Source organism: Streptomyces curacoi (genome assembly GCF_001513975.1).
In the GTDB taxonomy this organism is placed as follows: domain Bacteria; phylum Actinomycetota; class Actinomycetes; order Streptomycetales; family Streptomycetaceae; genus Streptomyces; species Streptomyces curacoi.
Genome location: NZ_KQ947998.1, coordinates 1 through 21875, shown reverse-complemented (window position 1 = coordinate 21875; position 21875 = coordinate 1). Strand labels below are relative to the sequence as shown.

Annotated in this window: 19 protein-coding genes; 11 read left to right on the top strand and 8 right to left on the bottom strand. The window is 69.8% G+C overall.

The features are described from left to right. Window positions 1–26: 26 nt before the first annotated feature. Window positions 27–245 (top strand): hypothetical protein, encoded by a 219-nt coding sequence (locus tag AQI70_RS39325; protein ID WP_159042736.1) that lies wholly within the window; start codon window positions 27–29, stop codon window positions 243–245. Between the two features lie 88 nt (window positions 246–333). On the opposite strand, the gene AQI70_RS35080 is transcribed toward AQI70_RS39325, so the two are convergent. Then, entirely contained in the window at window positions 334–873 is a 540-nt protein-coding gene (locus tag AQI70_RS35080; RefSeq protein WP_062156486.1) for an LppU/SCO3897 family protein, read from the bottom strand. 166 nt (window positions 874–1039) lie between these two features. Between AQI70_RS35080 and AQI70_RS35075 the strand changes: the two genes are divergently transcribed. Continuing rightward, window positions 1040–1468, top strand: a complete 429-nt coding sequence (locus AQI70_RS35075; protein ID WP_062156485.1) for a hypothetical protein — start codon at window positions 1040–1042, stop codon at window positions 1466–1468. A gap of 20 nt (window positions 1469–1488) precedes the next feature. Here AQI70_RS35075 and AQI70_RS35070 read toward each other — a convergent pair whose 3' ends face one another. The 5 genes from AQI70_RS35070 to eccCa all read right to left on the bottom strand — a co-directional run bounded on the left by AQI70_RS35070 (window position 1489) and on the right by eccCa (window position 9076). Next, window positions 1489–1794 carry a hypothetical protein gene (locus AQI70_RS35070; RefSeq protein ID WP_063801654.1) on the bottom strand — a complete coding sequence of 102 codons (306 nt, stop codon included), beginning with the start codon at window positions 1792–1794 and terminating at the stop codon, window positions 1489–1491. An 83-nt stretch (window positions 1795–1877) separates the two neighbouring features. Next, window positions 1878–4010 (bottom strand): hypothetical protein, encoded by a 2133-nt coding sequence (locus AQI70_RS35065; protein ID WP_062156484.1) that lies wholly within the window; start codon window positions 4008–4010, stop codon window positions 1878–1880. A gap of 166 nt (window positions 4011–4176) precedes the next feature. Then, window positions 4177–4494: a DUF397 domain-containing protein gene (locus tag AQI70_RS35060; RefSeq protein ID WP_062156483.1), complete on the bottom strand. Its 318-nt coding sequence runs from the start codon at window positions 4492–4494 to the stop codon at window positions 4177–4179. Between the two features lie 82 nt (window positions 4495–4576). After that, window positions 4577–4963 carry a hypothetical protein gene (locus tag AQI70_RS35055; RefSeq protein ID WP_062156482.1) on the bottom strand — a complete coding sequence of 129 codons (387 nt, stop codon included), beginning with the start codon at window positions 4961–4963 and terminating at the stop codon, window positions 4577–4579. A gap of 171 nt (window positions 4964–5134) precedes the next feature. Further along, window positions 5135–9076, bottom strand: a complete 3942-nt coding sequence (eccCa, locus tag AQI70_RS35050; protein WP_062156481.1) for a type VII secretion protein EccCa — start codon at window positions 9074–9076, stop codon at window positions 5135–5137. 269 nt (window positions 9077–9345) lie between these two features. Here eccCa and eccD point away from each other — a divergent pair, with 269 nt between their 5' ends. The 6 genes from eccD (at window position 9346) to AQI70_RS35020 (ending at window position 16524) form a co-directional block, all read left to right on the top strand. Continuing rightward, window positions 9346–10803 (top strand): type VII secretion integral membrane protein EccD, encoded by a 1458-nt coding sequence (gene eccD, locus AQI70_RS35045; protein ID WP_079051607.1) that lies wholly within the window; start codon window positions 9346–9348, stop codon window positions 10801–10803. A gap of 199 nt (window positions 10804–11002) precedes the next feature. After that, window positions 11003–11290, top strand: coding sequence for a 30S ribosomal protein S15 (rpsO, locus tag AQI70_RS35040; protein WP_003997419.1), 288 nt, complete (start codon window positions 11003–11005; stop codon window positions 11288–11290). 345 nt (window positions 11291–11635) lie between these two features. After that, on the top strand, window positions 11636–13882 hold the full coding sequence (locus tag AQI70_RS35035; RefSeq protein ID WP_062156480.1) for a polyribonucleotide nucleotidyltransferase: 2247 nt from the start codon (window positions 11636–11638) through the stop codon (window positions 13880–13882). Further along, the gene (locus AQI70_RS35030) at window positions 13879–15258 is read left to right on the top strand and encodes a M16 family metallopeptidase (protein ID WP_062156479.1); all 1380 of its coding nucleotides are present in this window, start codon (window positions 13879–13881) and stop codon (window positions 15256–15258) included. Before AQI70_RS35035 ends, AQI70_RS35030 begins: the two co-directional genes overlap by 4 nt. A gap of 54 nt (window positions 15259–15312) precedes the next feature. After that, complete coding sequence (dapB, locus tag AQI70_RS35025; protein WP_062156478.1) at window positions 15313–16065, top strand: 4-hydroxy-tetrahydrodipicolinate reductase; 753 nt, start codon at window positions 15313–15315, stop codon at window positions 16063–16065. Between the two features lie 15 nt (window positions 16066–16080). Then, window positions 16081–16524 carry a tetratricopeptide repeat protein gene (locus tag AQI70_RS35020; protein WP_062156477.1) on the top strand — a complete coding sequence of 148 codons (444 nt, stop codon included), beginning with the start codon at window positions 16081–16083 and terminating at the stop codon, window positions 16522–16524. 67 nt (window positions 16525–16591) lie between these two features. Here AQI70_RS35020 and AQI70_RS35015 read toward each other — a convergent pair whose 3' ends face one another. Together AQI70_RS35015 and AQI70_RS35010 are read right to left on the bottom strand one after the other, a co-directional pair. Then, window positions 16592–17146 carry a hypothetical protein gene (locus tag AQI70_RS35015; RefSeq protein ID WP_062156476.1) on the bottom strand — a complete coding sequence of 185 codons (555 nt, stop codon included), beginning with the start codon at window positions 17144–17146 and terminating at the stop codon, window positions 16592–16594. Between the two features lie 133 nt (window positions 17147–17279). Continuing rightward, a complete protein-coding gene (locus tag AQI70_RS35010) occupies window positions 17280–17516 on the bottom strand; it encodes a hypothetical protein (protein ID WP_062156475.1) in 237 nt (78 codons plus the stop codon). A 218-nt stretch (window positions 17517–17734) separates the two neighbouring features. Between AQI70_RS35010 and thyX the strand changes: the two genes are divergently transcribed. From thyX to AQI70_RS34995, 3 genes are all read left to right on the top strand, one after another. After that, window positions 17735–18475, top strand: coding sequence for an FAD-dependent thymidylate synthase (thyX, locus tag AQI70_RS35005; protein WP_062156474.1), 741 nt, complete (start codon window positions 17735–17737; stop codon window positions 18473–18475). A 212-nt stretch (window positions 18476–18687) separates the two neighbouring features. Continuing rightward, window positions 18688–19587 carry a 4-hydroxy-tetrahydrodipicolinate synthase gene (gene dapA, locus AQI70_RS35000; RefSeq protein WP_062156473.1) on the top strand — a complete coding sequence of 300 codons (900 nt, stop codon included), beginning with the start codon at window positions 18688–18690 and terminating at the stop codon, window positions 19585–19587. A 154-nt stretch (window positions 19588–19741) separates the two neighbouring features. After that, window positions 19742–21427, top strand: a complete 1686-nt coding sequence (locus AQI70_RS34995; protein ID WP_062156472.1) for a ribonuclease J — start codon at window positions 19742–19744, stop codon at window positions 21425–21427. Window positions 21428–21875 lie beyond the last annotated feature (448 nt).

Here is a 21875-nt window from a genome sequence, read left to right as displayed (position 1 = left end):
AGGCCCGGAGCGCTCGCGGTGGCCTCATGGCTGCCGGAGCGCTGGTGGCGCTGGTCTGCCTCTTCGTGATCGCGGGACGTCTGAACAGCGGTACGCCGACGGGGATGGGGACCGCGGTGTACGGCCTGTCCCTCGCTTCCGCCGCTCTCAGTGTGGAGTTGGCACGGCGCGCACGCACCCGCTGGGCCATGATGGCGATCATTCTCGCGGCGGCGGGCGCATCGCTGGCGGATGCGCTGCCCTGACCCACCCCACCCCCATAGTCAGCCCGAACAGGCCGCCGCCCACAGCAGCGGGCGGCGGCCTGTTCTCGGTCAGCGAGCCGAAGACCGGTCAGACCTTGGTGAAGCACATCGTGTAGTCGAAGCCCCGGCGGTCGTAGTGCTGGATGCCGTAGTCGTACTCCGCACTGCATTCCTGGCCCTGGCCGGGCAGCAGGGCACCCATCTTGTACTCGGCCTCGGACGAGCCACAGCCGACGATCGTGGGCACCGGGTTGCCCTGCGGGTCCGCGACCTTGACACAGTCGCCGACCTCGGGTTCGTGCGTCTTGGCCTCCTCGGCAGCCGCCGACGCCGACGCCTCTGCCTTCGCCTTGCCGCCGGTGGGGCTGGTGTTGTAGTCCCAGACCCAGTAGCCCACGGCGCCGAACACCGCCAGGACGATGACGCCGGACTTCACAGCCCGCAACAGGGCGCCCGGCTGGGGGCGTTGTGGTCCGCGCGGAGGCTGCGGCTGGGGCTGCTGCGGATATCCGTACGGAGCCTGCGGTTGCTGCGGTTGTTGGGGGTATCCGTACGGCTGCTGCCCATAGGGAGGCGGCTGCTGCCCGTACGGCGGCTGGTTCTGGTACTGCGGCGGAGGCGTCGACATGCCTGCAAGACCCCGTAGTTGACTGGAAGAGGAAAGAACAACGCGAAGTTGACCGGCGCAGGCTACCGTCCGGCGTCAGCCGGACCGCCGCCGGGTGTCATGGCACCCGTACGCGACGGGAGATACTGCGGGTGTCGAGACGCGAGGAGAGACGAGGAGCGGCGACATGACCAGGCGACCCGAGAACTCCCCGGACCCGGACGGTCCTTCGCCGGACCGCGGTGTGCTGGACGAGGCGCTCGAACCGGAACAGATTCGTTCCCTGAACTCCGCCCTGCGCAAGCTGACCGAGACCGACGGCGTCAGCAAGGACCTGCAGGAGGCGGCCAAGAGGATGCTCTCCGGCCGCCTCGCCCTGCGCGACGCCCTGGACGACCCCGCGGTGGCCCGAGCCCTGGGCGGAGGCCTGGCGTCCCTGCGTGGAAAGTGGGAGTCGCTGTCGGAGGAGGAGCGCGACCAGATCAGGCACGGAGAGACACCGGCGAGCGGAAACGCCTCCTCCGGGCAGTCCGACACCAGCAGCTCCAGGAACCAGTCCCCGCAGGAAGGAAAGAAGAACCAGGGGCGCCACAGCGGCGGTTTCTCGCTCTACTGATCACGCGCTCGACGTACGAGTCACGACTGGCGCTGCTTGCGGTACAGCGCGATGGCCGTCTCGGTCGGGTAGTTGGGGACGGTGACGGTCTCGCCGGTCTCCTTCGAGACCACGATCTTGCTGCCCCCGGGCGGAGCGGGCTGAGGCCGCCCGGCGGCGTCCGTGACAGGCGGGAACACCGCGTACACCAGGTAGCCGATGTCGAACTCCTCCGCGCGCAGCTCGGCAGGGGTGCCGTCCGGCAGCTCGGGCTGCGCATACCGGCTGCGCACGATGTCGATGGCCTGCTCAGCGGTCGTGGGCGGTGCCGGGTGGTCCGAAGTCACGGGGCATTTCTCCTTGTTGCCGGGGAAGCGGGACGAAGGGCGGACGTGCGGAGCAGGCAGGCGCGACGATGTCGTACACGTGCCTACGAGGCTATCGCCGGGTCCGCCCGGAGGATGCGGAGGCACTTGGCTCCGCGCTCAGTGGCGACGAGCAGGAAGCCGTCGGGGGAGAGGTCTGCGGCGATGAAGGGTGTGTCGGAGATCAGCGCGGCGACGACCTCCTGACTCGCCCGCTCCCGGACCCGCAGGTAGTCCGCGCCCCGGCTCAGCTCCAGCGGGGCAGCGGCCCGCTCGTCCTCGGAGGGGCGCAGAATCCGAGCGGGGTCGATGCCACCGAGGAGACCGGGCTGTACGAGCCCGTGCACGAGCACCGCGGACCCCGACCCGTCGCCCGCCCAGCCCGCCCTCGCGGACCCCGACCCGTCGCCCGCCCAATCCGCCCTCGCGGACCCCGACCCGTCGCCCGCCCAATCCGCCCTCGCGGACCCCGACCCGTCGCCCGCCCAATCCGCCCCCGCGGACCCCGACCCGTCGCCCGCCCAGCCCGCCCCCGCGGACCCCGCCCCGTCACTCCCGGCCCAGGCCCCGTCGCCCCGCTCGCCGACCGGCTGCGCCCCGGGCGTGCCCGCGGGTACGACGAGAACGGCGACCGGGATGGCCGGCCCCTCGGGCTGCGGCAGGCTGCCGACGGTCACGGCGCTGATGCCGCCGACGGGCAGGCTCCACAGCGTCTGCCAGGGCAGCTCGATGCCGAGCCCGAGCCGACGGTGAACGGCCTCGGCGTACTCGGGCAGCCCGTCCTCGACGAACGCGGTCTCCAGCAGCGCGGCGCGCATCCTGGCGGGTGCCTGGGTGCGGGTCAGCAGGGGCGCCGTACGCAGGTACGTACGGGCCGGTGCCCCGAGCTCCTCGACCGGTACGGCCTCGACGGCGGCGCGCAGCGGCACCGGGTCGGCGTGAACGAACAGCCCCGGGTCGATGAGGAGTTGGGGCAGCAGGCCCGCCTCCAGCGTGTGGCCCGCGATGTGGTTGCGCACGTAGGGGTCGGCCCTGCTCCAGTCCTGCTCCGGCACGGCCTCCAGCAGCGCCATGGCGATCTGGGTCTGAGCGCCCCGGACGTTCTCCAGGCCGGCGCGGATCTCGTCCCCGACGGCCGGGTGCAGCAGCCGCAGCAGCGTACGCCCGCCGTCCTCCTGCTCCTCGTGCTGCACGAACGGCCTCACGAGCAGCGTCCCGCCCGCGACCGCCTCGCTCATGTCCCGCCCGGCGACCGCGCTCACCAGCCGCCCCCACAGCTGGACCGGGATCCCGTCGGCCTCCGCCAGGGCGAGCGGTGCCAGCAGCAGCCGTAGCGTCCGCGGGTCGGCACCGAGCCGCCGGGCATGCAGGTCGAGGGCCTCACCGACGGAGGTCGGCAACAGGCTCTCGTCGGCCGGGTCGAAGCCCTCCGGAGCCATCAGGGCGCAGTGGACGGCGAGTTGGACGACCAGCGGACTGGTCCCCGCCCGGCGGCCGATGGCCGCTCCCAGGGCGAGACGTACGGCGGGATCGACGGTGAACGGCAGCTCGGGCGCCCCGAACTCCGGGTTGAGCGCGGCCTGGGCATACAGGACCGAAACCTCCGGGTCGGCCCACTCCCGTGCGTCGAGATCGATGACCTGCACGGTGCCGGTCGGCGGACCGTCGGCCAGCTCGGCGGCCAGCGGACGCGGCACCTCGGCCAGCAGCCGGACCGTCTCGGTGGCGGCGAGCGGGGCGAGCACCTCCCGTACGAGCCGTGCGGGCTCGCCCGCGGCCCGGATCGGCCCGGCCCGGTCGACATCCGGTACGACGACGGTCACCGGTTCATCGAGCGCGGCCAGCTTCGCGAACACGCCGTCCGTACTGGTGGCGTCGAGCGCGTAATGGTCGGCGAGCAGCCACAGGACCTGGGCCGCGGTCAACCCCGCGGGGGCCGGCACCGCCGGAGCCGGCAGCTCCGGCGGCACCGTCGACGGATCCATCCGGTCCAGCGGCAGCCGTTTGCGGTACTCCGGCTCGCACAGCATCAGGAACCCGGTGAGCAGGTGCGAACGCCCGCTGCCGGAGCTGCCGGTGAGTACGACCACGCGTGGAGCGCCGGGCGCGGCCGCGCGCCACGCGGCGAGCGCGCGCAGGGCGGCGACCCGGCCGCCTATGTGGGGGTGCGGTGCGTAGTCCTCGGTCGAGTCGGCCATGGGTCCCCGTCCTCCGCCATCACGGACGCTTCGCGTACGACGCCGATCTTAGGCGTCGAGCCGGAGGAGCCGGGCGACTCCTCCGAGGCCGAGGCGGCCGTGGGAGCCGGCCGTGGGGTGAGCGGACAACCCCGCCCCACACGCTGAGAACACCCCCGCAGACGACCTACTCGGCCGCCACACCCCCGTTGTGCGGCGCCGGCTCCAGATCGAACTCCCCGTCCCGCGCCCCGAGTACGAACGCCTGCCACTCCGCCTCGGTGTACCGCAGCACGGTACCGGGATCCAGCGACGACCGCATGGCCACCGCGCCCTCCGGCAGGTACGCGATCTCGACTCGCTCCTCGTGCGCCTCGGTACCGGGCGCGCAGTGCCACTCGACTCCGGAGATGTCGAGGGCGTACAGCTCGTCCCGCTCCCGCTCCTTGCGCGCCTTGATGTCCTCGGCCTGAGTCCCGGCCTCGTTGTTGCGTGCCTCGGTCATGCCGCTGGGCCTCTCCTGACGTGCGAACGACGTGTGGTCCTCACCCTACTTGCGTCGGTGGACCCGATGTGTCCGTTGCGGATCAGAGGTCCTGGCGAGGCCGCAGCGTGGCGTGCACGGCTCCGGACGGCACCTGCACCTGACCGTCGTACTCGGACATCGTCTTCTGCCAGATGGCTTCCTGCTCGGCCTCGTTCAGCTCGTGCGCCACGCCCATCTTGGTGAAGGCGACCCCCATCCCGGCGATCCGCTCCGCCAGGCTGCCCATCGAGTCGTACATGCCGTCGCGCAGGCCCTCGTAGACGACGCCGAACTTCTCACCGATGTCGTCGTCACCCCAGGGCGGGGTGTCGCCCTTCTCCAGTCCGGTCAGTCCGGCCTTGAGGGTCTTCACGGCCTTGGCGAAGTCCACGCCGACATTGAACATGTGGAAGCCCTCGGTCTTGAGGACCGCGGGATCGGAGTCCATGTATTCCGACGGCACAACTGCCCCCCGTGGCTCGTCTTTTCAGCAGCAACGCCACCTTAGCGGTGGCACCCCCACGAGCCCCACCCCTCACCGGTACCGCAGAGGGGCAGGCAACGCGAAGGGGCGGTACCCACACGGATACCGCCCCTCCGGCTGGACCGACCCCGATCGTCAGAACCGGGCCGGCAGCCAGCCCGTCTGAATGAGCTGCCCACCGCGTCGACGCGTGTGGAAGTAGCCACGGCCGGGCGGCAGTTGCGTCGCCGTGATGTTGCCCAGCAGCTGACCCTCCGTGCGGTCGCCGGAGAGCACGACGCCCTGGGCGCCCAGTTCACGCATCCGCTGCATGATCGGCTCGTACAGGGACCGGCTCGCACCGCCCGAGGCACGCGCGATGATGATGCGCAGACCGATGTCACGGGCGAACGGCAGGTACTCCAGGAGCGGGGACAGCGGGTTCCCGCCCGTCGCCACCAGGTCGTAGTCGTCGACGATGACGAACGCGTCCGGGCTGCTGTACCAGCTGCGGTTGCGCAGCTGCTCGGGCGTGACGTCCGGACCGGGCATACGGCGGCTCATCGAACCGGCCAGACCCTCCAGCGTCTCCGACAGAGCGGGCGCCGACGCGCAGTACCGCGACAGGTGCGAGTCGGGCACGCCCTCCAGGTGGGCACGCCGGTAGTCACCCATGACGATCTTCGCCTGGTCCGGCGTGTAGCGCTCGGTGATCTGCTTGATGAGCAGCCGCAGCAGCGCGGACTTACCGGACTCGCTCTCACCGAACACGATGAACAGCGGGTCCGTCTCGAAGTCGACGAAGACCGGCGACAGCGACGACTCGTCGATGCCGATGGCGACACCGCGGTCCGGGTGCTCGAAGCCCTTGGGCAGCCGGTCCGCCGGCAGCATCGTGGGCAGCAGCCGTACGGCCGGGGCGTGGCTGCCCTGCCAGTTGTCGTTGATGCCGCGGATGAGGATCGACGTCGCCTCCGACAGGTCCTCCGTCTCCGAGGAGCCGTCGACGCGGGGCAGCGCCGCCATGAAGTGCAGCTTGTCCTGGGTCAGACCACGGCCCGGGACGGTGGCGGGGACGTTCTGCGCGACCTTGCGGTCGATCTCCGACTCCGTCGGGTCGCCGAGCCGGAGCTCGATGCGGTTCTGCAGCATGTCCTTGAGCGCGGGCCGCACCTCGGTGTAGCGGCTCGCCGTCAGGATCACGTGCACACCGAAACCGAGGCCACGGGTGGCGATCTCGGTGACGGTGGGTTCGAGCATCTCGTAGTCCGTCTTGAACGTGGCCCAGCCGTCGATCACGAGGAAGACGTCGCCCCACGGCTGGTCCGGCAGCTGGCCGGCGTTCCGGCGCTGACGGTAGGTCTGGATCGAGTCGACGTTGTTGGCGCGGAAGTACTCCTCGCGCGTGTTGAGGATGCCCTCGACCTCGCTGACCGTACGGCGCACCTTCTCGGCGTCGAGACGGTTGGCGACCCCGCCGACGTGCGCCAGCTCCTCCATCGAGATCAGACCGCCACCACCGAAGTCCAGGCAGTAGAACTGCACCTCGGACGGCGTGTGCGTGAGAGCGAACGACGAGATGAGCGAGCGCAGCAGCGTCGACTTGCCGGACTGCGGACCACCCACGAACAGGCCGTGACCGGCACCGCCCGCGAAGTCCCGGTACAGGACGTCACGCCGCTGCTCGAACGGCTTGTCCACCAGGCCGACCGGCACGTTGAGCCGGCCGAGCGCCGTGTAGTCGGGCGCGGTCAGGCCGCGGTCCTGGGTGACGGCGAGCTGGGGGAGCAGCTGCTCCAGCGAGGGCGCCTCCTCCAGCGGGGGCAGCCACACCTGGTGGGCGGGCGGACCCTGGTTGACCATCCGGCTGACGAGGACGTCCAGGACGGTGTCGGCGAGCGCGTCGTCCACCCGGTTGTCGGGCTCCGGCTCCTCGATCACCGGCTGCGGGGGCAGCGCCACGTGCTCCGCCGTGAACAGCGCGGGCCGCAGCTGCGTCGAGCGGCTCACCCGGGACGGGCCCTCACCGTGGTACGGCCCCGACACGTACGCCGCCTTGAAGCGGACCATGGTGTCGGTGTCGTACCGCAGATAGCCGGAACCGGGGATCGACGGCAGGTGGTAGGCGTCCGGCACACCGATCGCCGTACGGGACTCGGCGGCGGAGAACGTCCGCAGACCGATCCGGTACGACAGATAGGTGTCCAGGCCGCGCAGCTTGCCCTCCTCCAGGCGCTGCGAGGCCAGCAGCAGGTGGATGCCCAGCGAACGGCCGATACGGCCGATCTGGATGAACATGTCGATGAAGTCGGGCTTGGCGGTGAGGAGCTCGGAGAACTCGTCGAGCACGATCACCAGCGAAGCCAGCGGCTCCAGCGCGGCGCCCGCCGCCCGGGCCTTCTCGTAGTCGTGCAGGTTGGCGTAGTTGCCGGCCGAGCGCAGCAGCTCCTGACGGCGCTGGGTCTCACCCATGATCGAGTCGCGCATACGGTCGACGAGGGTGAGGTCGTCCGCCAGGTTGGTGATCACGGCCGCGGTGTGCGGCATGTCCGCCATACCCGCGAAGGTCGCACCGCCCTTGAAGTCCGCGAGGATGAAGTTCAGCGTCTCCGACGAGTGCGTGACCGCGAGGCCGAGCACCAGCGTGCGCAGTACCTCGGACTTACCGGAACCGGTGGCGCCCACGCACAGACCGTGCGGGCCCATGCCCTCCTGCGAGGCCTCCTTGAGGTCCAGCATGACCGGTTCGCCGTTCTCGCCGACACCGATCGGCACCCGCAGCCGCTCGTGCAGCGTGCGCGGACGCCAGGTGCGGGAGACGTCGACCGTGCCCGCGTCGCCGATGCCCATGAGGTCCGTGAAGTCCAGGTTGGACAGGAGGGGTTCGCCCTCCTCAGCGGAGCCGACCCGGAAGGGCGCGAGCTGCCGGGCCAGGGACTCGGCCTGCGCAGCGTTCAGCAGGTCGGGCTTGCCGGTGTACGCGGACTCGTGGCCGACGAACAGCCGCATCCGGTCCGGCTTGGCATAGATCGTCAGACCTGCGCGCAGCTCCTCCTCCAGCTCGCCGGGGGCGATCTCCAGGAAGGTGACGCCCTGGAGACCCTCGGAGCTGGCGAGTTCGGAGTCCGGCGGCACGGTGCCGCCGTCGAGCACCACGATCAGGTGCGGCTGGTCGTAGACGGGGGTCGCCTCACGGTTCCAGCGGGGCCTGTCGTCCAGCTGGTCCGCGAGCGCCTCCTCCAGCTCGCCGAGGTCGTCGAAGAGAAGCCGGGTCGAACCCGCTCCGTCCTTGGCCTTCGGGTGCTGGCTGTGCGGCAGCCACTTGATCCAGTCCCACTCCGGCGTCGCGGAGGGGTGCGCCACCACGGCGATCATCAGGTCCTCGGGCGAGTGCAGCGTCGCCAGCTGGGCCAGGGCCGCACGCGCGTTGCCGTAGACCGTGTCGGTTTCTCCGCAGACCGTCACGTGGTAGAAGGCGCGCAGCGAGACGGCGACGGGCAGGTCGTGCAGACTGCCGTGCGCGTCGAGGAAGGCCTTCATCGCCGCCGCCGTCAGCGGTTCGAGCTCGTCCTTGGGGGCGGTCTCCGGGGCGACGAGCGGAGTGCTCAGCTGCTGGATGCCGCGGCCGATCCGTACCGAGGCGAAGTCCCCGTCGGTCGGGCGCCGCTCCCACAGCCGCTTGCTGTCCGCCGCCACCGCCCACAGCTGCTCCGGGTCGGGGTGCTGGAACAGCTGGCTGCGCCGCTGCAGCTCCGCCGTCTTGTGCACGTCCTTGCGGACCTGCTCCAGATAGCGGAAGTAGTCACGCCGGTCCTGGGCCATGCCTGCGCCGGGGCCCTGCCGGGCCTTGGCGAACTGGGCGATCATCATCGCCAGTGTCGAGGCGAGCATGAGCCCGCCGACGACCTTCATGTAGGACTGGCCGGCTGTGAAGAAGAAGGCGACGGAACCCAGCATGCCCATCATGGGCAGCATGTTCATCAGCATGCTGTCGTCGCCCTCGCGCGGAATCTCGGGCGGCGTCTCGAGTTTGACCTCGCCGTCCGGGACGGCCGGGGGCACTGTCCGCGGTGGCCGTTTGATGATGACGACGCTCACCGATGCACTCATCCTTAGCGATTGATACGTCCTGGCACCGACGCCCCCGTGTACCGCGACGTGTTCTCGTTCGCGTAGGCGTCGTTCGCGTAGTCGTCGATCCTACTGATGCGTGGAGTGCCCCAGGGAGGCAGGAGGATGGAGATGCGGAGCAGGTCCTGGGAGGAATGAGGGAGGCAGGTCCTGTACCGGGTGCGGCAACGGATATGGTGGCGCTCCGCGTCGTACGAGCGGCGCGAGGAAGCCTTGTCTAGCAGGGGGAACACCAGGTGAGCACGGGGACTTCGACAGGTTTCTGCCGAATCACCATCGCAGCACCGGACAGCCGTGTCGATGTCGCGCTGCCGGAGGACCTGCCGATCCAGGACCTATTTCCCGAGATCGTCAGACTCTCGGGCATGGTCCAGTCGGACGCCAGCCCCTCCGGCTACCACCTCGTGACCCGTGAGGGCCAAGTGCTCGACGCGAGCCGCTCGTTGCTCGAACACCGGGTGAGGGACGGCGAGGTGCTGCTGCTGCGCACCTTCGCCGACTCCCTGCCGCCGGCCGTGCACGACGACGTGGTGGACGCGATCGCCGCCGCGGTCAAGCAGGACAACCGCAGCTGGAACGACAACCTCATGCGGGTGGCCGGCCTCGTCGCCGGCGCGCTGCTGCTGATCATGCTCGGCTTCGTCTTCTGGTTCGCCGACCCGGTACGCCACGACATGCACGGCCTCCAGGGCGTCCTCGCCGGAGTGACCGCGCTCGCCCTGACGGCCCTCGCCGGCGTACGCGCCCGGGTGTACGACGACCGCGGCTCCGCCGTCGCGCTCGGCATCTCGGCGCTGCCGCACGCCCTCATCGCGGGCTCCGGCGCCATCCCCCAGGACGCCGGTGAAGGCCCCGGCAGGATCCAGTTCCTCGTCGGCTGTGTCGCCGTACTGCTCGTCTCCATCGTGCTGATCATGCTGCTGCCGCAGGGCGACGCCCCGTTCGTGGCCGCCGCGCTGGCCGCCGCGCTGGGCACGCTCGCCGTGTTCTGCGGGGTGCTCACCGAGGCACAGCCGCGCGAGATCGCCGCCGGCACCGCGGTCGTCGCACTCGCGGTCGTCGGCTTCCTGCCCGGCTGGTCGGCCCGCTTCGCCAAGCTGCCGATCGGCTTCCGCAACCCGGAGGACCTGGCCAGGGCCCGCCGCGAGGGCCGGGAGGGCGACGCCGAGGCCGTCGACGTCCAGCGCATCGTCGCCCAGACCAGCCGGGGCCACGAACTGCTGCTCGGCCTGGTCGGCGGTTGCGCCGCCGTGATCATCGGCGCCGGCGGCGCGGTGCTCGGCTTCAGCGACAGCGGCTGGGCCCAGCTGCTCGCCCTGTGCACCGGCCTCGCCGCGATGCTGCGGGCCCGCCTGTTCCGCTACACCGCCCAGGTCACCTGCCTGTTCGTGGCCGGCGTCGTCACGCTGGGCCTGCTGGTCCTCGGCCTCGCGATCTCGCCGCCGACCGACATCATCATGGAGCTCATCCAGGGCAACACCGGCCCGGTCAACGTACGGACCCTGTGGCTCGGCTCCTCGGTCGGCGCGGGTGTGCTGCTGCTGATCGCGATCGCCCTGATCGTGCCGCAGAAGGGGCTGTCCCCCTTCTGGGGCCGGATGCTGGACCTCGCCGACTCGCTGGTGCTGCTGTCCTTGGTCCCGATCTGCCTGGCCGTCCTCGACGTCTACGGCAGGGTCCGCGGCGGCGTCTGACCGGCCGGGACCGGCCGACGGGCCGCCCGTCAGGAGCGTGCTCGTGTGCTGGTACGCTGTGTGACGGCCGTTTGTGTACGCGCCCCCGGTCCACCTGGGGGCAGCGCCCAGCGGATCCCCGCCTCCCGAGTTACGGAAGCTCCCCTGAGAAGAAGACCAGGGGCACTCGGTGGCAAGAAAAGACTCACGAGGAGTACGCGTGTCGCTCGACGCCGCTACGAAGAAGCAGATCATCGCCGAGTTCGGTACCAAGGAGGGTGACACCGGCTCCCCCGAGGTCCAGGTCGCTCTGCTGTCCCGTCGGATCTCCGACCTGACCGAGCACCTCAAGACCCACAAGCACGACCACCACTCCCGCCGTGGTCTGCTGATCCTGGTCGGTCAGCGCCGCCGTCTGCTGCAGTACCTCGCCAAGAAGGACATCCAGCGCTTCCGTGCGCTGGTCGACCGCCTCGGCATCCGCCGCGGTGCGGCGGGCGCCAAGTAAGACGCCGTGAAGGGAGCGGTTCCCGAGCCCGAGAGCTGGGGACCGCTCCCTTTGCTGTACGTGCGGAAACGTGCGGAGTGTCACCGCCGCTTTGTAGTGTGGTAGCACAACGCAATACGTACGACACGGCGTGATGACGCGGACTCACCGTGGGTACTGCGTCAGCACGACAACGAACGAGGAGAAGCGCACCTCGCCGCCGCCGGTCCTCGGTAGTGGCCCCCGGGGGAAAGCGAGCCCCGGGTGCTTCGATCGAAGACCGGCCCGCACCGCACGGAGCGCTTCTCCGCAACCGTCCCCCTGCCACACGGGCAGCGACGGGACGAAGACGAGGAGAAAACGCTAGTGGAGAACGAGACCCACTACGCCGAGGCCGTCATCGACAACGGCGCCTTCGGCACCCGCACCATCCGCTTCGAGACGGGCCGCCTGGCCAAGCAGGCCGCCGGTTCCGCCGTGGCCTACCTGGACGACGACACCATGGTGCTGTCGGCCACCACCGCCTCCAAGCAGCCCAAGGACCAGCTCGACTTCTTCCCGCTGACGGTGGACGTCGAGGAGCGGATGTACGCCGCCGGCAAGATCCCCGGCAGCTTCTTCCGCCGTGAGGGCCGTCCCTCCGAGGACGCGATCCTCACCTGCCGGCTGATCGACCGCCCGCTGCGCCCGTCCTTCAAGAAGGGCCTGCGCAACGAGATCCAGGTCGTCGCCACGATCATGGCGCTCAACCCCGACCACCTGTACGACGTCGTCGCGATCAACGCCGCGTCCGCGTCCACGCAGCTGGCCGGTCTGCCCTTCTCCGGCCCGATCGGCGGCGTCCGCGTCGCGCTGATCCGCGGCCAGTGGGTGGCCTTCCCGACGCACACCGAGCTCGAGGACGCCGTCTTCGACATGGTCGTCGCGGGCCGCACCCTGGAGGACGGCGACGTCGCGATCATGATGGTCGAGGCCGAGGCCACCGAGAAGACCATCAAGCTGGTCGAGGGCGGCGCCGAGGCGCCCACCGAGGAGGTCGTCGCCGCCGGTCTGGAGGCCGCGAAGCCCTTCATCAAGGTCCTGTGCAAAGCCCAGGCCGACCTCGCCTCGAAGGCCGCCAAGCCGACCGGCGAGTTCCCGATCTTCCTGGACTACCAGGACGACGTCTTCGAGGCGCTCACCGCCGCCGTCAAGCCCGAGCTGGCCCAGGCGCTCACCATCGGCGGCAAGCAGGAGCGCGAGGCCGAGCTGGACCGCGTCAAGGCGCTCGCCGCCGAGAAGCTCCTGCCGGAGTTCGAAGGCCGCGAGAAGGAGATCTCCGCCGCGTACCGCTCGCTCACCAAGCAGCTGGTCCGCGAGCGCGTGATCAAGGAGAAGAAGCGCATCGACGGCCGCGGTGTCACCGACATCCGCACCCTGGCCGCCGAGGTCGAGGCCATCCCGCGGGTCCACGGCTCCGCCGTGTTCGAGCGTGGCGAGACCCAGATCCTGGGCGTCACCACCCTCAACATGCTCCGTATGGAGCAGCAGCTGGACACCCTCTCCCCGGTGACCCGCAAGCGCTACATGCACAACTACAACTTCCCGCCGTACTCCACCGGCGAGACCGGCCGCGTCGGCTCCCCGAAGCGCCGCGAGATCGGCCACGGCGCCCTCGCCGAGCGCGCCCTGGTCCCGGTCCTGCCGACCCGCGAGGAGTTCCCCTACGCGATCCGCCAGGTCTCCGAGGCGCTGAGCTCCAACGGCTCGACGTCCATGGGCTCGGTCTGCGCCTCCACCATGTCGCTGCTGAACGCCGGTGTGCCGCTGAAGGCCCCGGTCGCCGGTATCGCCATGGGCCTGATCTCCCAGGAGATCGAGGGCGAGACGCACTACGTCACCCTCACCGACATCCTCGGTGCGGAGGACGCCTTCGGCGACATGGACTTCAAGGTCGCCGGCACGAAGGAGTTCGTGACCGCCCTCCAGCTCGACACCAAGCTGGACGGCATCCCGGCCTCCGTCCTGGCCGCCGCTCTCAAGCAGGCCCGGGACGCCCGTCTCCACATCCTCGACGTGATGATGGAGGCCATCGACCGGCCCGACGAGATGTCCCCGAACGCGCCGCGGATCATCACCGTGAAGATCCCGGTCGACAAGATCGGTGAGGTCATCGGCCCCAAGGGCAAGATGATCAACCAGATCCAGGAGGACACGGGCGCCGAGATCACCATCGAGGACGACGGCACCATCTACATCGGCGCCGCCGACGGCCCGTCCGCCGAGGCCGCCCGCGCCACGATCAACGGCATCGCCAACCCGACGATGCCCGAGGTCGGCGAGCGCTACCTGGGCACGGTCGTGAAGACGACCACCTTCGGCGCGTTCGTCTCCCTGCTCCCCGGCAAGGACGGTCTGCTGCACATCTCGCAGATCCGCAAGCTCGCCGGCGGCAAGCGCGTGGAGAACGTCGAGGACGTGCTCGGCGTGGGCCAGAAGGTCCAGGTCGAGATCGCCGAGATCGACTCCCGCGGCAAGCTCTCCCTCGTCCCCGTGATCGAGGGCGAGGCCGAGTCCAGCAGCGACTCCGCCGCGGGCTCCGAGGACGACAAGAAGGACGACACCGACAAGTGACGTCGAGTAGCTCCACGGCGACGGCCCGCACCTCCTCGGAGGCGCGGGCCGTCGCCCGTACCCAAACCCTCATCAAGGGCACCAACGGCATCGGCACCGTCCGCAAGACCACCCTCCCCGGTGGCCTGCGCGTCGTCACCGAGACCCTGCCGTCCGTACGCTCCGCCACCTTCGGCATCTGGGCGCACGTCGGCTCCCGCGACGAGACCCCCGCCCTGAACGGCGCCACGCACTACCTGGAGCACCTGCTCTTCAAGGGCACCACGCGCCGCAGCGCCCTGGACATCTCCTCCGCCGTCGACGCCGTCGGCGGCGAGATGAACGCCTTCACGGCGAAGGAGTACACGTGCTACTACGCGCGCGTGCTCGACGCCGACCTGCCGCTCGCCATCGACGTCGTCTGCGACATGCTGACGGGCTCCCTCATCCTCGAAGAGGACGTCGACGTCGAGCGCGGCGCGATCCTCGAAGAGATCGCCATGACCGAGGACGACCCCGGCGACTGTGTGCACGACCTGTTCGCACACACCATGTTCGGCGACAACCCCCTCGGCCGCCCGGTCCTGGGCACCGTCGACACGGTCAACGCCCTCACCGCCGACCGCATCCGCCGCTTCTACCGGAAGCACTACGACCCGACCCACCTCGTGGTCGCGTGCGCCGGCAACATCGACCACAACAAGGTCGTACGACAGGTCCGCGCCGCCTTCGAGAAGGCCGGCGCCCTCAAGAACCCGGACGCCACCCCCATCGGCCCGCGCGAGGGCCGGCGCACCATCCGCACCGCGGGCCGTGTCGAGCTCATCGGCCGCAAGACCGAGCAGGCCCATGTCGTCCTCGGCATGCCCGGCCTCTCCCGCACGGACGAGCGCCGCTGGGCCCTCGGCGTCCTCAACACCGCCCTGGGCGGCGGCATGTCCTCCCGCCTCTTCCAGGAGGTCCGCGAGAAGCGCGGCCTGGCCTACAGCGTCTACTCGTACACCTCCGGCTTCGCCGACTGCGGCCTGTTCGGCGTGTACGCGGGCTGCCGGCCCTCACAGGTCCACGACGTGCTGAAGATCTGCCGCGACGAACTCGACCGCGTCGCCGAGCACGGCCTGCCCGAGGACGAGATCGACCGTGCCATCGGCCAGCTCCGCGGCTCCACGGTCCTCGGCCTGGAGGACACCGGCGCGCTCATGAACCGCATCGGCAAGAGCGAGCTGTGCTGGGGCGAGCAGATGTCCGTCGACGAGATGCTGACCCGGATAGCGGCGGTGACCCCGGACGACGTCCGCTCGGTCGCCCGCGACGTCCTCGGACAGCGGCCCTCGCTGTCGGTCATCGGCCCGCTGAAGGACAAACAGGCGTCCCGGCTGCACGACGCCGTCGCCTAGTCCGTCCGTCCGCGGAACACCGTTCGGAACATCCGACGTAAGGAAGCAAGAGAGATGAGCAAGCTGCGCGTGGCGGTCCTCGGTGCCCGGGGCCGCATCGGCTCCGAGGCGGTACGGGCGGTCGAGGCCGCCGAGGACATGGAGCTGGTGGCCGCCCTGAGCCGGGGCGACAAGCTGGAGACGCTCACGGAGACGGGCGCCCAGGTCGCCGTCGAACTGACCACGCCGGCCTCGGTGATGGACAACCTCGACTTCTGCGTACGGCACGGCATCCACGCCGTCGTCGGTACGACGGGCTGGACCGACGAGCGCCTCGCGCAGCTGACGGGCTGGCTGGCCGAGTCCCCGCAGACCGGTGTGCTCATCGCGCCGAACTTCTCCATCGGGGCTGTCCTGACGATGAAGTTCGCGCAGATCGCCGCGCCGTACTTCGAGTCGGTCGAGGTGGTCGAACTGCACCACCCGAAGAAGGTGGACGCCCCGAGCGGTACCGCGACGCGCACCGCCCAGCTCATCGCCGAGGCCCGCGCGAAGGCCGGCTCGGCCCCCGCGCCGGACGCCACGGAGACGGCCCTCGACGGCGCGCGCGGCGCCAGCGTCGACGGGATCCCGGTGCACGCCATCCGCCTGCGCGGCCTGCTGGCCCACCAGGAGGTCCTGCTCGGCGGCGAGGGCGAGACGCTGACCATCCGCCACGACTCCCTCCACCACAGCAGCTTCATGCCGGGCATCCTGCTCGGCGCGCGCCGCGTGGTGACCACTCCGGGCCTGACCTTCGGCCTGGAGCACTTCCTGGACCTGGGCTGACACGAGGCTCATCAGATGCGCGCGAAGATCTCCTACGCCATAACGGCCGCCGTCCTGGTCGTCTACTTCGTCCTGGTCGGCAGCCGTGGCGTGATGCTCATCCAGTCAGGCACGGTCCTCACCGTCACCTTCGGCGTGGCGGTGCTGATCCTGCCGGTGATCGGCGTGTGGTTCCTGTGGAAGAACACCCAGTTCGTCCGCAGGGCCAACGCCCTCGCCGCCGAACTCGACGCCGAGGGCGGTCTGCCCGTCGACGAGCTGAAGCGCACCCCCAGCGGCCGTATCGACCGCGACTCGGCGGACGAGGTCTTCGCCCGGCGCAAGGCCGAGACGGAGGCGGCGCCCGACGACTGGCGCAGCTGGTTCCGCCTCGCCATCGCCTACCACGACGCCCGGGACACCCCACGCGCCCGCAGGGCGATGCAGCGGGCCATCGCCTTGCACGACACCTCTCACTGAGTTTTTTTCCCGCTCAATGGGGTGGGGCCCGGCCCGCGCACGCGGACCGGGCCCCACCCCATTGAGCTCAGCCGCGCGCGTTCTCCGCGGCCCACGCCTCGACCGCGTCGGTGGCCCGGTCGAACGCCTCCAGCCGCGCCAGGAAGTCCGCGTTGTGGGTGGTCATCAGCGTCGGCATGTCATCCGCCGCACGATCCCGCCGTACGAGCATCAGCGCCTGCCCCTGCACCGTGCGCGGCAGCCCCAGCCAGCGCACCGGCTGCTGCACCGTCCGCACCACGACGACCTGCTCCCAGGGCACCGTACGCGTGACGAGGAAGCTCACCTGGCGCAGCCCGCGCGCGCTCACCCACACGCCCACGCGCAGCAGTCGCAGGGCGCCGGCGATGACGAGCAGCGCGACGCCGAAGACGACGGCGGCCTCGGTCACCGTGCCGGTCAGGGCGATGATGACCGCCGCGAACAGCACATACGAGGCGAGCAGCAGCCACAGTGCCGCCACGCCCACCCGGCACGGCCCGGGACGGTAGGGACGCCGCCAGCGGTCGCGGTCCTCGAAGGGCAGCGCGACGTCGTCGGCTGTCTCGAATGCGCGGTCGGCCGTCAGGAAGGGCAGGGGCACGGCTGGTCCTCACTCGATCCATGCGTGGGCTGTGCCGGTGAGGTTATCGACCGGTGTCCCTGCTCACCACTCCTGGGGGCCCATGGGGGTGCTCCCGCGCCATTCCGGCAGCGGGCGACAGCCGGCGCCGCTGTCAGCGCCCCTGGGAGGCCTGTGACTGCTGAGTCCGCGAGGCGGTGTCGGTGGACAGTGCCGGCATGCCGAGCACCAGTGAGCCCACCAGCCCGGCGACGATGGTGAGCCCCAGCAGCCAGCGTCCGGCTATCTGACCGGCGGACGCCCGCTCGCGGGGCGGGGGAGTGACATTGCTGCGGAACCTGTCGGCTTCGGCGAGGAAGGCGAACGGGACGGGTTCGCGCCGACGGAGCATCGGGGCGTCTTCTCCTCTCGGGGTCGTATGAGTGACGTCACTGACACAGACGAGCCAGTGCCCCAAAAGGTGCCCGGTTTCGCCGAATTCACAGAAATTCGCCGAAGTTCGCCGAAGTTCGCCGACGTATGTCGTGACCCGGCACCGAACGCCCCGGTGTCAGTGCCGGGCCGTAGAGTGGGCGCCGCCCCAGAAGTGATGGAAGGACCCCCCGAGCCGTGACCGACACCCCCGCCGACGACCTCAAGCCCAGCTTCCGCAGCGATGTCACCGTCGAGCTGGTCAAGCACAGCGCGGCCGACTCCGACGTGCTGTGGGCCGCCCGCGTCTCCACCGCCGGCGAGCAGTCCCTGGACGAGCTGAAGAAGGACCCGGAGCGCTCCAAGGGCCTGATCAACTACCTGATGCGGGACCGGCACGGCAGCCCCTTCGAGCACAACTCGATGACCTTCTTCATCAGCGCCCCGATCTTCGTCTTCCGCGAGTTCATGCGGCACCGCGTGGGCTGGTCGTACAACGAGGAGAGCGGCCGCTACCGCGAGCTCCAGCCCGTCTTCTACGTCCCCGACGAGTCCCGCAAGCTGGTCCAGGAGGGCCGCCCGGGCAAGTACGTCTTCGTGGAGGGCACCCAGGCCCAGCAGGAGCTGGTCGGCCGCGTCATGGAGGACTCCTACCGGCAGTCGTACGAGGCCTACCAGGAGATGCTCGCCGCCGGCGTCGCCCGCGAGGTCGCCCGCTCGGTCCTCCCGGTCGGCCTGTTCTCCTCGATGTACGCCACCTGCAACGCCCGCTCCCTGATGCACTTCCTCGGCCTGCGCACCCAGCACGAGCAGGCCAAGGTCCCGTCCTTCCCGCAGCGCGAGATCGAGATGGTCGGCGAGAAGATGGAGGCGGAGTGGGCCAGGCTCATGCCGCTGACGTACGCCGCCTTCAACGCGAACGGTCGTGTGGCGCCGTAGCGCACCCCCGTTCTCCAGCCGGGCACGGCCGCGGGCGTCAGCCTCATGAAGTGTCCGTATTGCGGCATTTAGAGAAGTTCATCTAGCCTGATCAAACGGACCCGGCACTGCTTGAACCCCCGAGCAGGCAGTGCCGGGCTCCACATTTGTCCTGACTTTCCCGCACCCCCCGAGGGCAGACCAGGCCGAGCGCAACGAGTAGCGTGTAACCCATGGCTCCGACCTCCACTCCGCAGACCCCCTTCGGGCGGGTCCTCACCGCCATGGTCACGCCTTTCACGGCGGACGGCGCACTTGATCTCGACGGCGCGCAGCGGCTCTCCACGCACCTGGTGGACGCAGGCAACGACGGCCTGATCATCAACGGCACCACCGGCGAGTCGCCCACCACCAGCGACGCGGAGAAATCGGACCTCGTACGAGCGGTACTGGAGGCCGTCGGCGACCGCGCCCACGTGGTGGCCGGCGTCGGCACCAACGACACCCACCACAGCCTGGAGCTCGCCCGCACGGCAGAGCGGCTGGGCGCACACGGCCTCCTGGTCGTCACGCCGTACTACAACAAGCCCCCGCAGGAGGGCCTGTACCGGCACTTCAAGGCCATCGCCGACGCCACCGAGCTGCCGGTGATGCTCTACGACATCCCCGGCCGCAGCGGCGTCCCGATCAACACCGAGACGATCGTCCGCCTCGCCGAGCACCCGCGGATCGTCGCCAACAAGGACGCCAAGGGCGACCTCGGCCGCGCCAGCTGGGCCATCGCCCGCTCGGGCCTCGCCTGGTACTCCGGCGACGACATGCTGAACCTGCCGCTGCTCTCCGTGGGCGCGGTCGGCTTCGTCTCGGTCGTCGGCCATGTGGTCACCCCCGACCTGCGCGCCCTCGTCGACGCGTACGTCTCCGGTGACGTCCAGAAGGCCACGGAGATCCACCAGAAGCTGCTCCCGGTCTACACGGGCATGTTCCGCACCCAGGGCGTCATGACGACGAAGGCCGCACTCGCCCTCCAGGGCCTGCCCGCCGGACCGCTGCGCGCGCCCATGGTCGAGTGTTCGCCCGAGGAGATCGAGCAGCTCAAGATCGATCTTGCCGCAGGCGGGGTACAGCTCTAGCACCAGACTTCGCGCGCCCGGGCGCGCACCTGACTTCACAACTGAATAAGCAGGCCACCGGTGCCTGCACCCCACAACGACAACTGCTTCTGCACGAACGTCATGCGCGCCACGTGCCCTACCGGTACGTGGCGCGTGTGGTGAGGAGAGTCTTTTGAGTCATCCGCATCCTGAACTCAGCGCGCCCCCGCCGCTCCCCGAAGGTGGCCTGCGGGTCACCCCGCTCGGCGGCCTCGGCGAAATCGGCCGGAACATGACGGTCTTCGAGTACGGCGGCCGCCTGTTGATCGTCGACTGCGGAGTGCTCTTCCCAGAGGAGGAGCAGCCCGGAATCGACCTGATCCTGCCGGACTTCTCGTCCGTCCGGGACCGCCTCGACGACATCGAGGGCATCGTCCTCACCCACGGCCACGAGGACCACATCGGCGGCGTCCCCTTCCTCCTCCGCGAGAAGCCGGACATCCCGCTGATCGGCTCCAAGCTGACCCTCGCCCTCATCGAGGCCAAGCTCCAGGAACATCGCATCCGCCCGTACACGCTGGAGGTGGTGGAGGGGAACCGCGAGCGCATCGGTCCCTTCGACTGCGAGTTCGTCGCGGTCAACCACTCCATCCCGGACGCCCTGGCCGTGGCGATCCGCACGCCCGCCGGCATGGTGGTGCACACGGGCGACTTCAAGATGGACCAGCTCCCGCTGGACAACCGTCTGACCGACCTGCACGCGTTCGCACGCCTGAGCGAGGAGGGCATCGACCTCCTCCTGTCGGACTCCACGAACGCGGAGGTCCCGGGCTTCACCCCGCACGAGCGCGACATCTCCAACGTCCTGCGCCAGGTCTTCGCCGGCGCCCGCAAGCGCGTCATCGTGGCGAGCTTCGCCAGCCACGTCCACCGCATCCAGCAGATCCTGGACGCCGCGCACGAGTACGGCCGCCGGGTGGCCTTCGTCGGCCGCTCCATGGTGCGGAACATGGGCATCGCGAGAGACCTGGGCTACCTGAAGGTCCCGCCGGGGTTGGTCGTCGACGTCAAGACCCTGGACGACCTGCCGGACAACGAGGTCGTGCTGGTCTGCACGGGCTCGCAGGGCGAGCCGATGGCCGCGCTGTCGAGGATGGCGAACCGGGACCACCAGATCCGGATCGTCGAAGGCGACACCGTGATCCTGGCGTCCTCCCTGATCCCCGGCAACGAGAACGCGGTGTACCGCGTCATCAACGGCCTGACCCGCTGGGGCGCGAACGTCGTCCACAAGGGCAACGCCAAGGTGCACGTCTCCGGCCACGCGTCCGCGGGCGAGCTCCTGTACTTCTACAACATCTGCCGCCCGAAGAACCTGATGCCGGTGCACGGCGAATGGCGCCATCTGCGCGCCAACGCCGAACTGGGCGCCCTGACCGGCGTGCCCCACGACCGGATCGTCATCGCCGAGGACGGCGTGGCAGTCGACCTCATCGAGGGCAAGGCCAAGATCTCCGGCAAGGTCCAGGCGGGCTATGTGTACGTCGACGGCCTCTCGGTCGGCGACGTGGGCGAGCCGGCGCTGAAGGACCGCAAGATCCTCGGCGACGAGGGCATCATCTCGGTCTTCGTGGTCATCGACTCGTCGACCGGCAAGATCACGGGCGGCCCGCACATCCAAGCCCGCGGCTCCGGCATCGAGGACTCCGTCTTCGGGGAGGTCATCCCGAAGATCACGGAGGTGTTGGAGCGTTCGGCCCAGGACGGTGTGGTCGAACCGCACCAGATGCAGCAGCTGGTGCGACGGACGTTGGGCAAGTGGGTCTCCGACACGTACCGCCGCAGGCCGATGATCCTGCCTGTGGTGGTGGAAGTCTGACGGTCCGTCGGACGTTCGGCCGAGTGAACCTGGAGCGGGGCGCCTCGATTTGCATCGGGGCGCCCCGCTCCAGTACGTTTACGGCTCCGCCCGATCGGGAACCCGGCCACCTCGTGCGCCGGAACCAGTCCCCGCAGGGGGCGGGAATTCCGACTCAGAATCTCTGATAAAGTCGGAGCCGCCGGAAAGGGAAACGCGAGAGCGGGAACCTGGAAAGCACCGAGGAAATCGGATCGAGAAAAGATCTGATAGAGTCGGAAACGCAAGATCGAAGGGAAGCGCCCGGAGGAAAGCCCGCGAGGGTGAGTACAAAGGAAGCGACCGTTCCTTGAGAACTCAACAGCGTGCCAAAAATCAACGCCAGATATGTTGATACCCCGTCTCCAGCATCTGCTGGGACGAGGTTCCTTTGAAAAAACACAGCGAGGACGCTGTGTGCGAGAGGACT

Coding starts and splice junctions, on each gene's coding strand:
- AQI70_RS39325 (WP_159042736.1), top strand. CDS start 27: ATGGCTGCCGGAGCGCTGGTGGCGCTGGTCTGCCTCTTCGTGATCGCG.
- AQI70_RS35080 (WP_062156486.1), bottom strand. CDS start 873: ATGTCGACGCCTCCGCCGCAGTACCAGAACCAGCCGCCGTACGGGCAG.
- AQI70_RS35075 (WP_062156485.1), top strand. CDS start 1,040: ATGACCAGGCGACCCGAGAACTCCCCGGACCCGGACGGTCCTTCGCCG.
- AQI70_RS35065 (WP_062156484.1), bottom strand. CDS start 4,010: ATGGCCGACTCGACCGAGGACTACGCACCGCACCCCCACATAGGCGGC.
- AQI70_RS35060 (WP_062156483.1), bottom strand. CDS start 4,494: ATGACCGAGGCACGCAACAACGAGGCCGGGACTCAGGCCGAGGACATC.
- AQI70_RS35055 (WP_062156482.1), bottom strand. CDS start 4,963: ATGGACTCCGATCCCGCGGTCCTCAAGACCGAGGGCTTCCACATGTTC.
- dapB (WP_062156478.1), top strand. CDS start 15,313: ATGAGCAAGCTGCGCGTGGCGGTCCTCGGTGCCCGGGGCCGCATCGGC.
- AQI70_RS35020 (WP_062156477.1), top strand. CDS start 16,081: ATGCGCGCGAAGATCTCCTACGCCATAACGGCCGCCGTCCTGGTCGTC.
- AQI70_RS35010 (WP_062156475.1), bottom strand. CDS start 17,516: ATGCTCCGTCGGCGCGAACCCGTCCCGTTCGCCTTCCTCGCCGAAGCC.
- dapA (WP_062156473.1), top strand. CDS start 18,688: ATGGCTCCGACCTCCACTCCGCAGACCCCCTTCGGGCGGGTCCTCACC.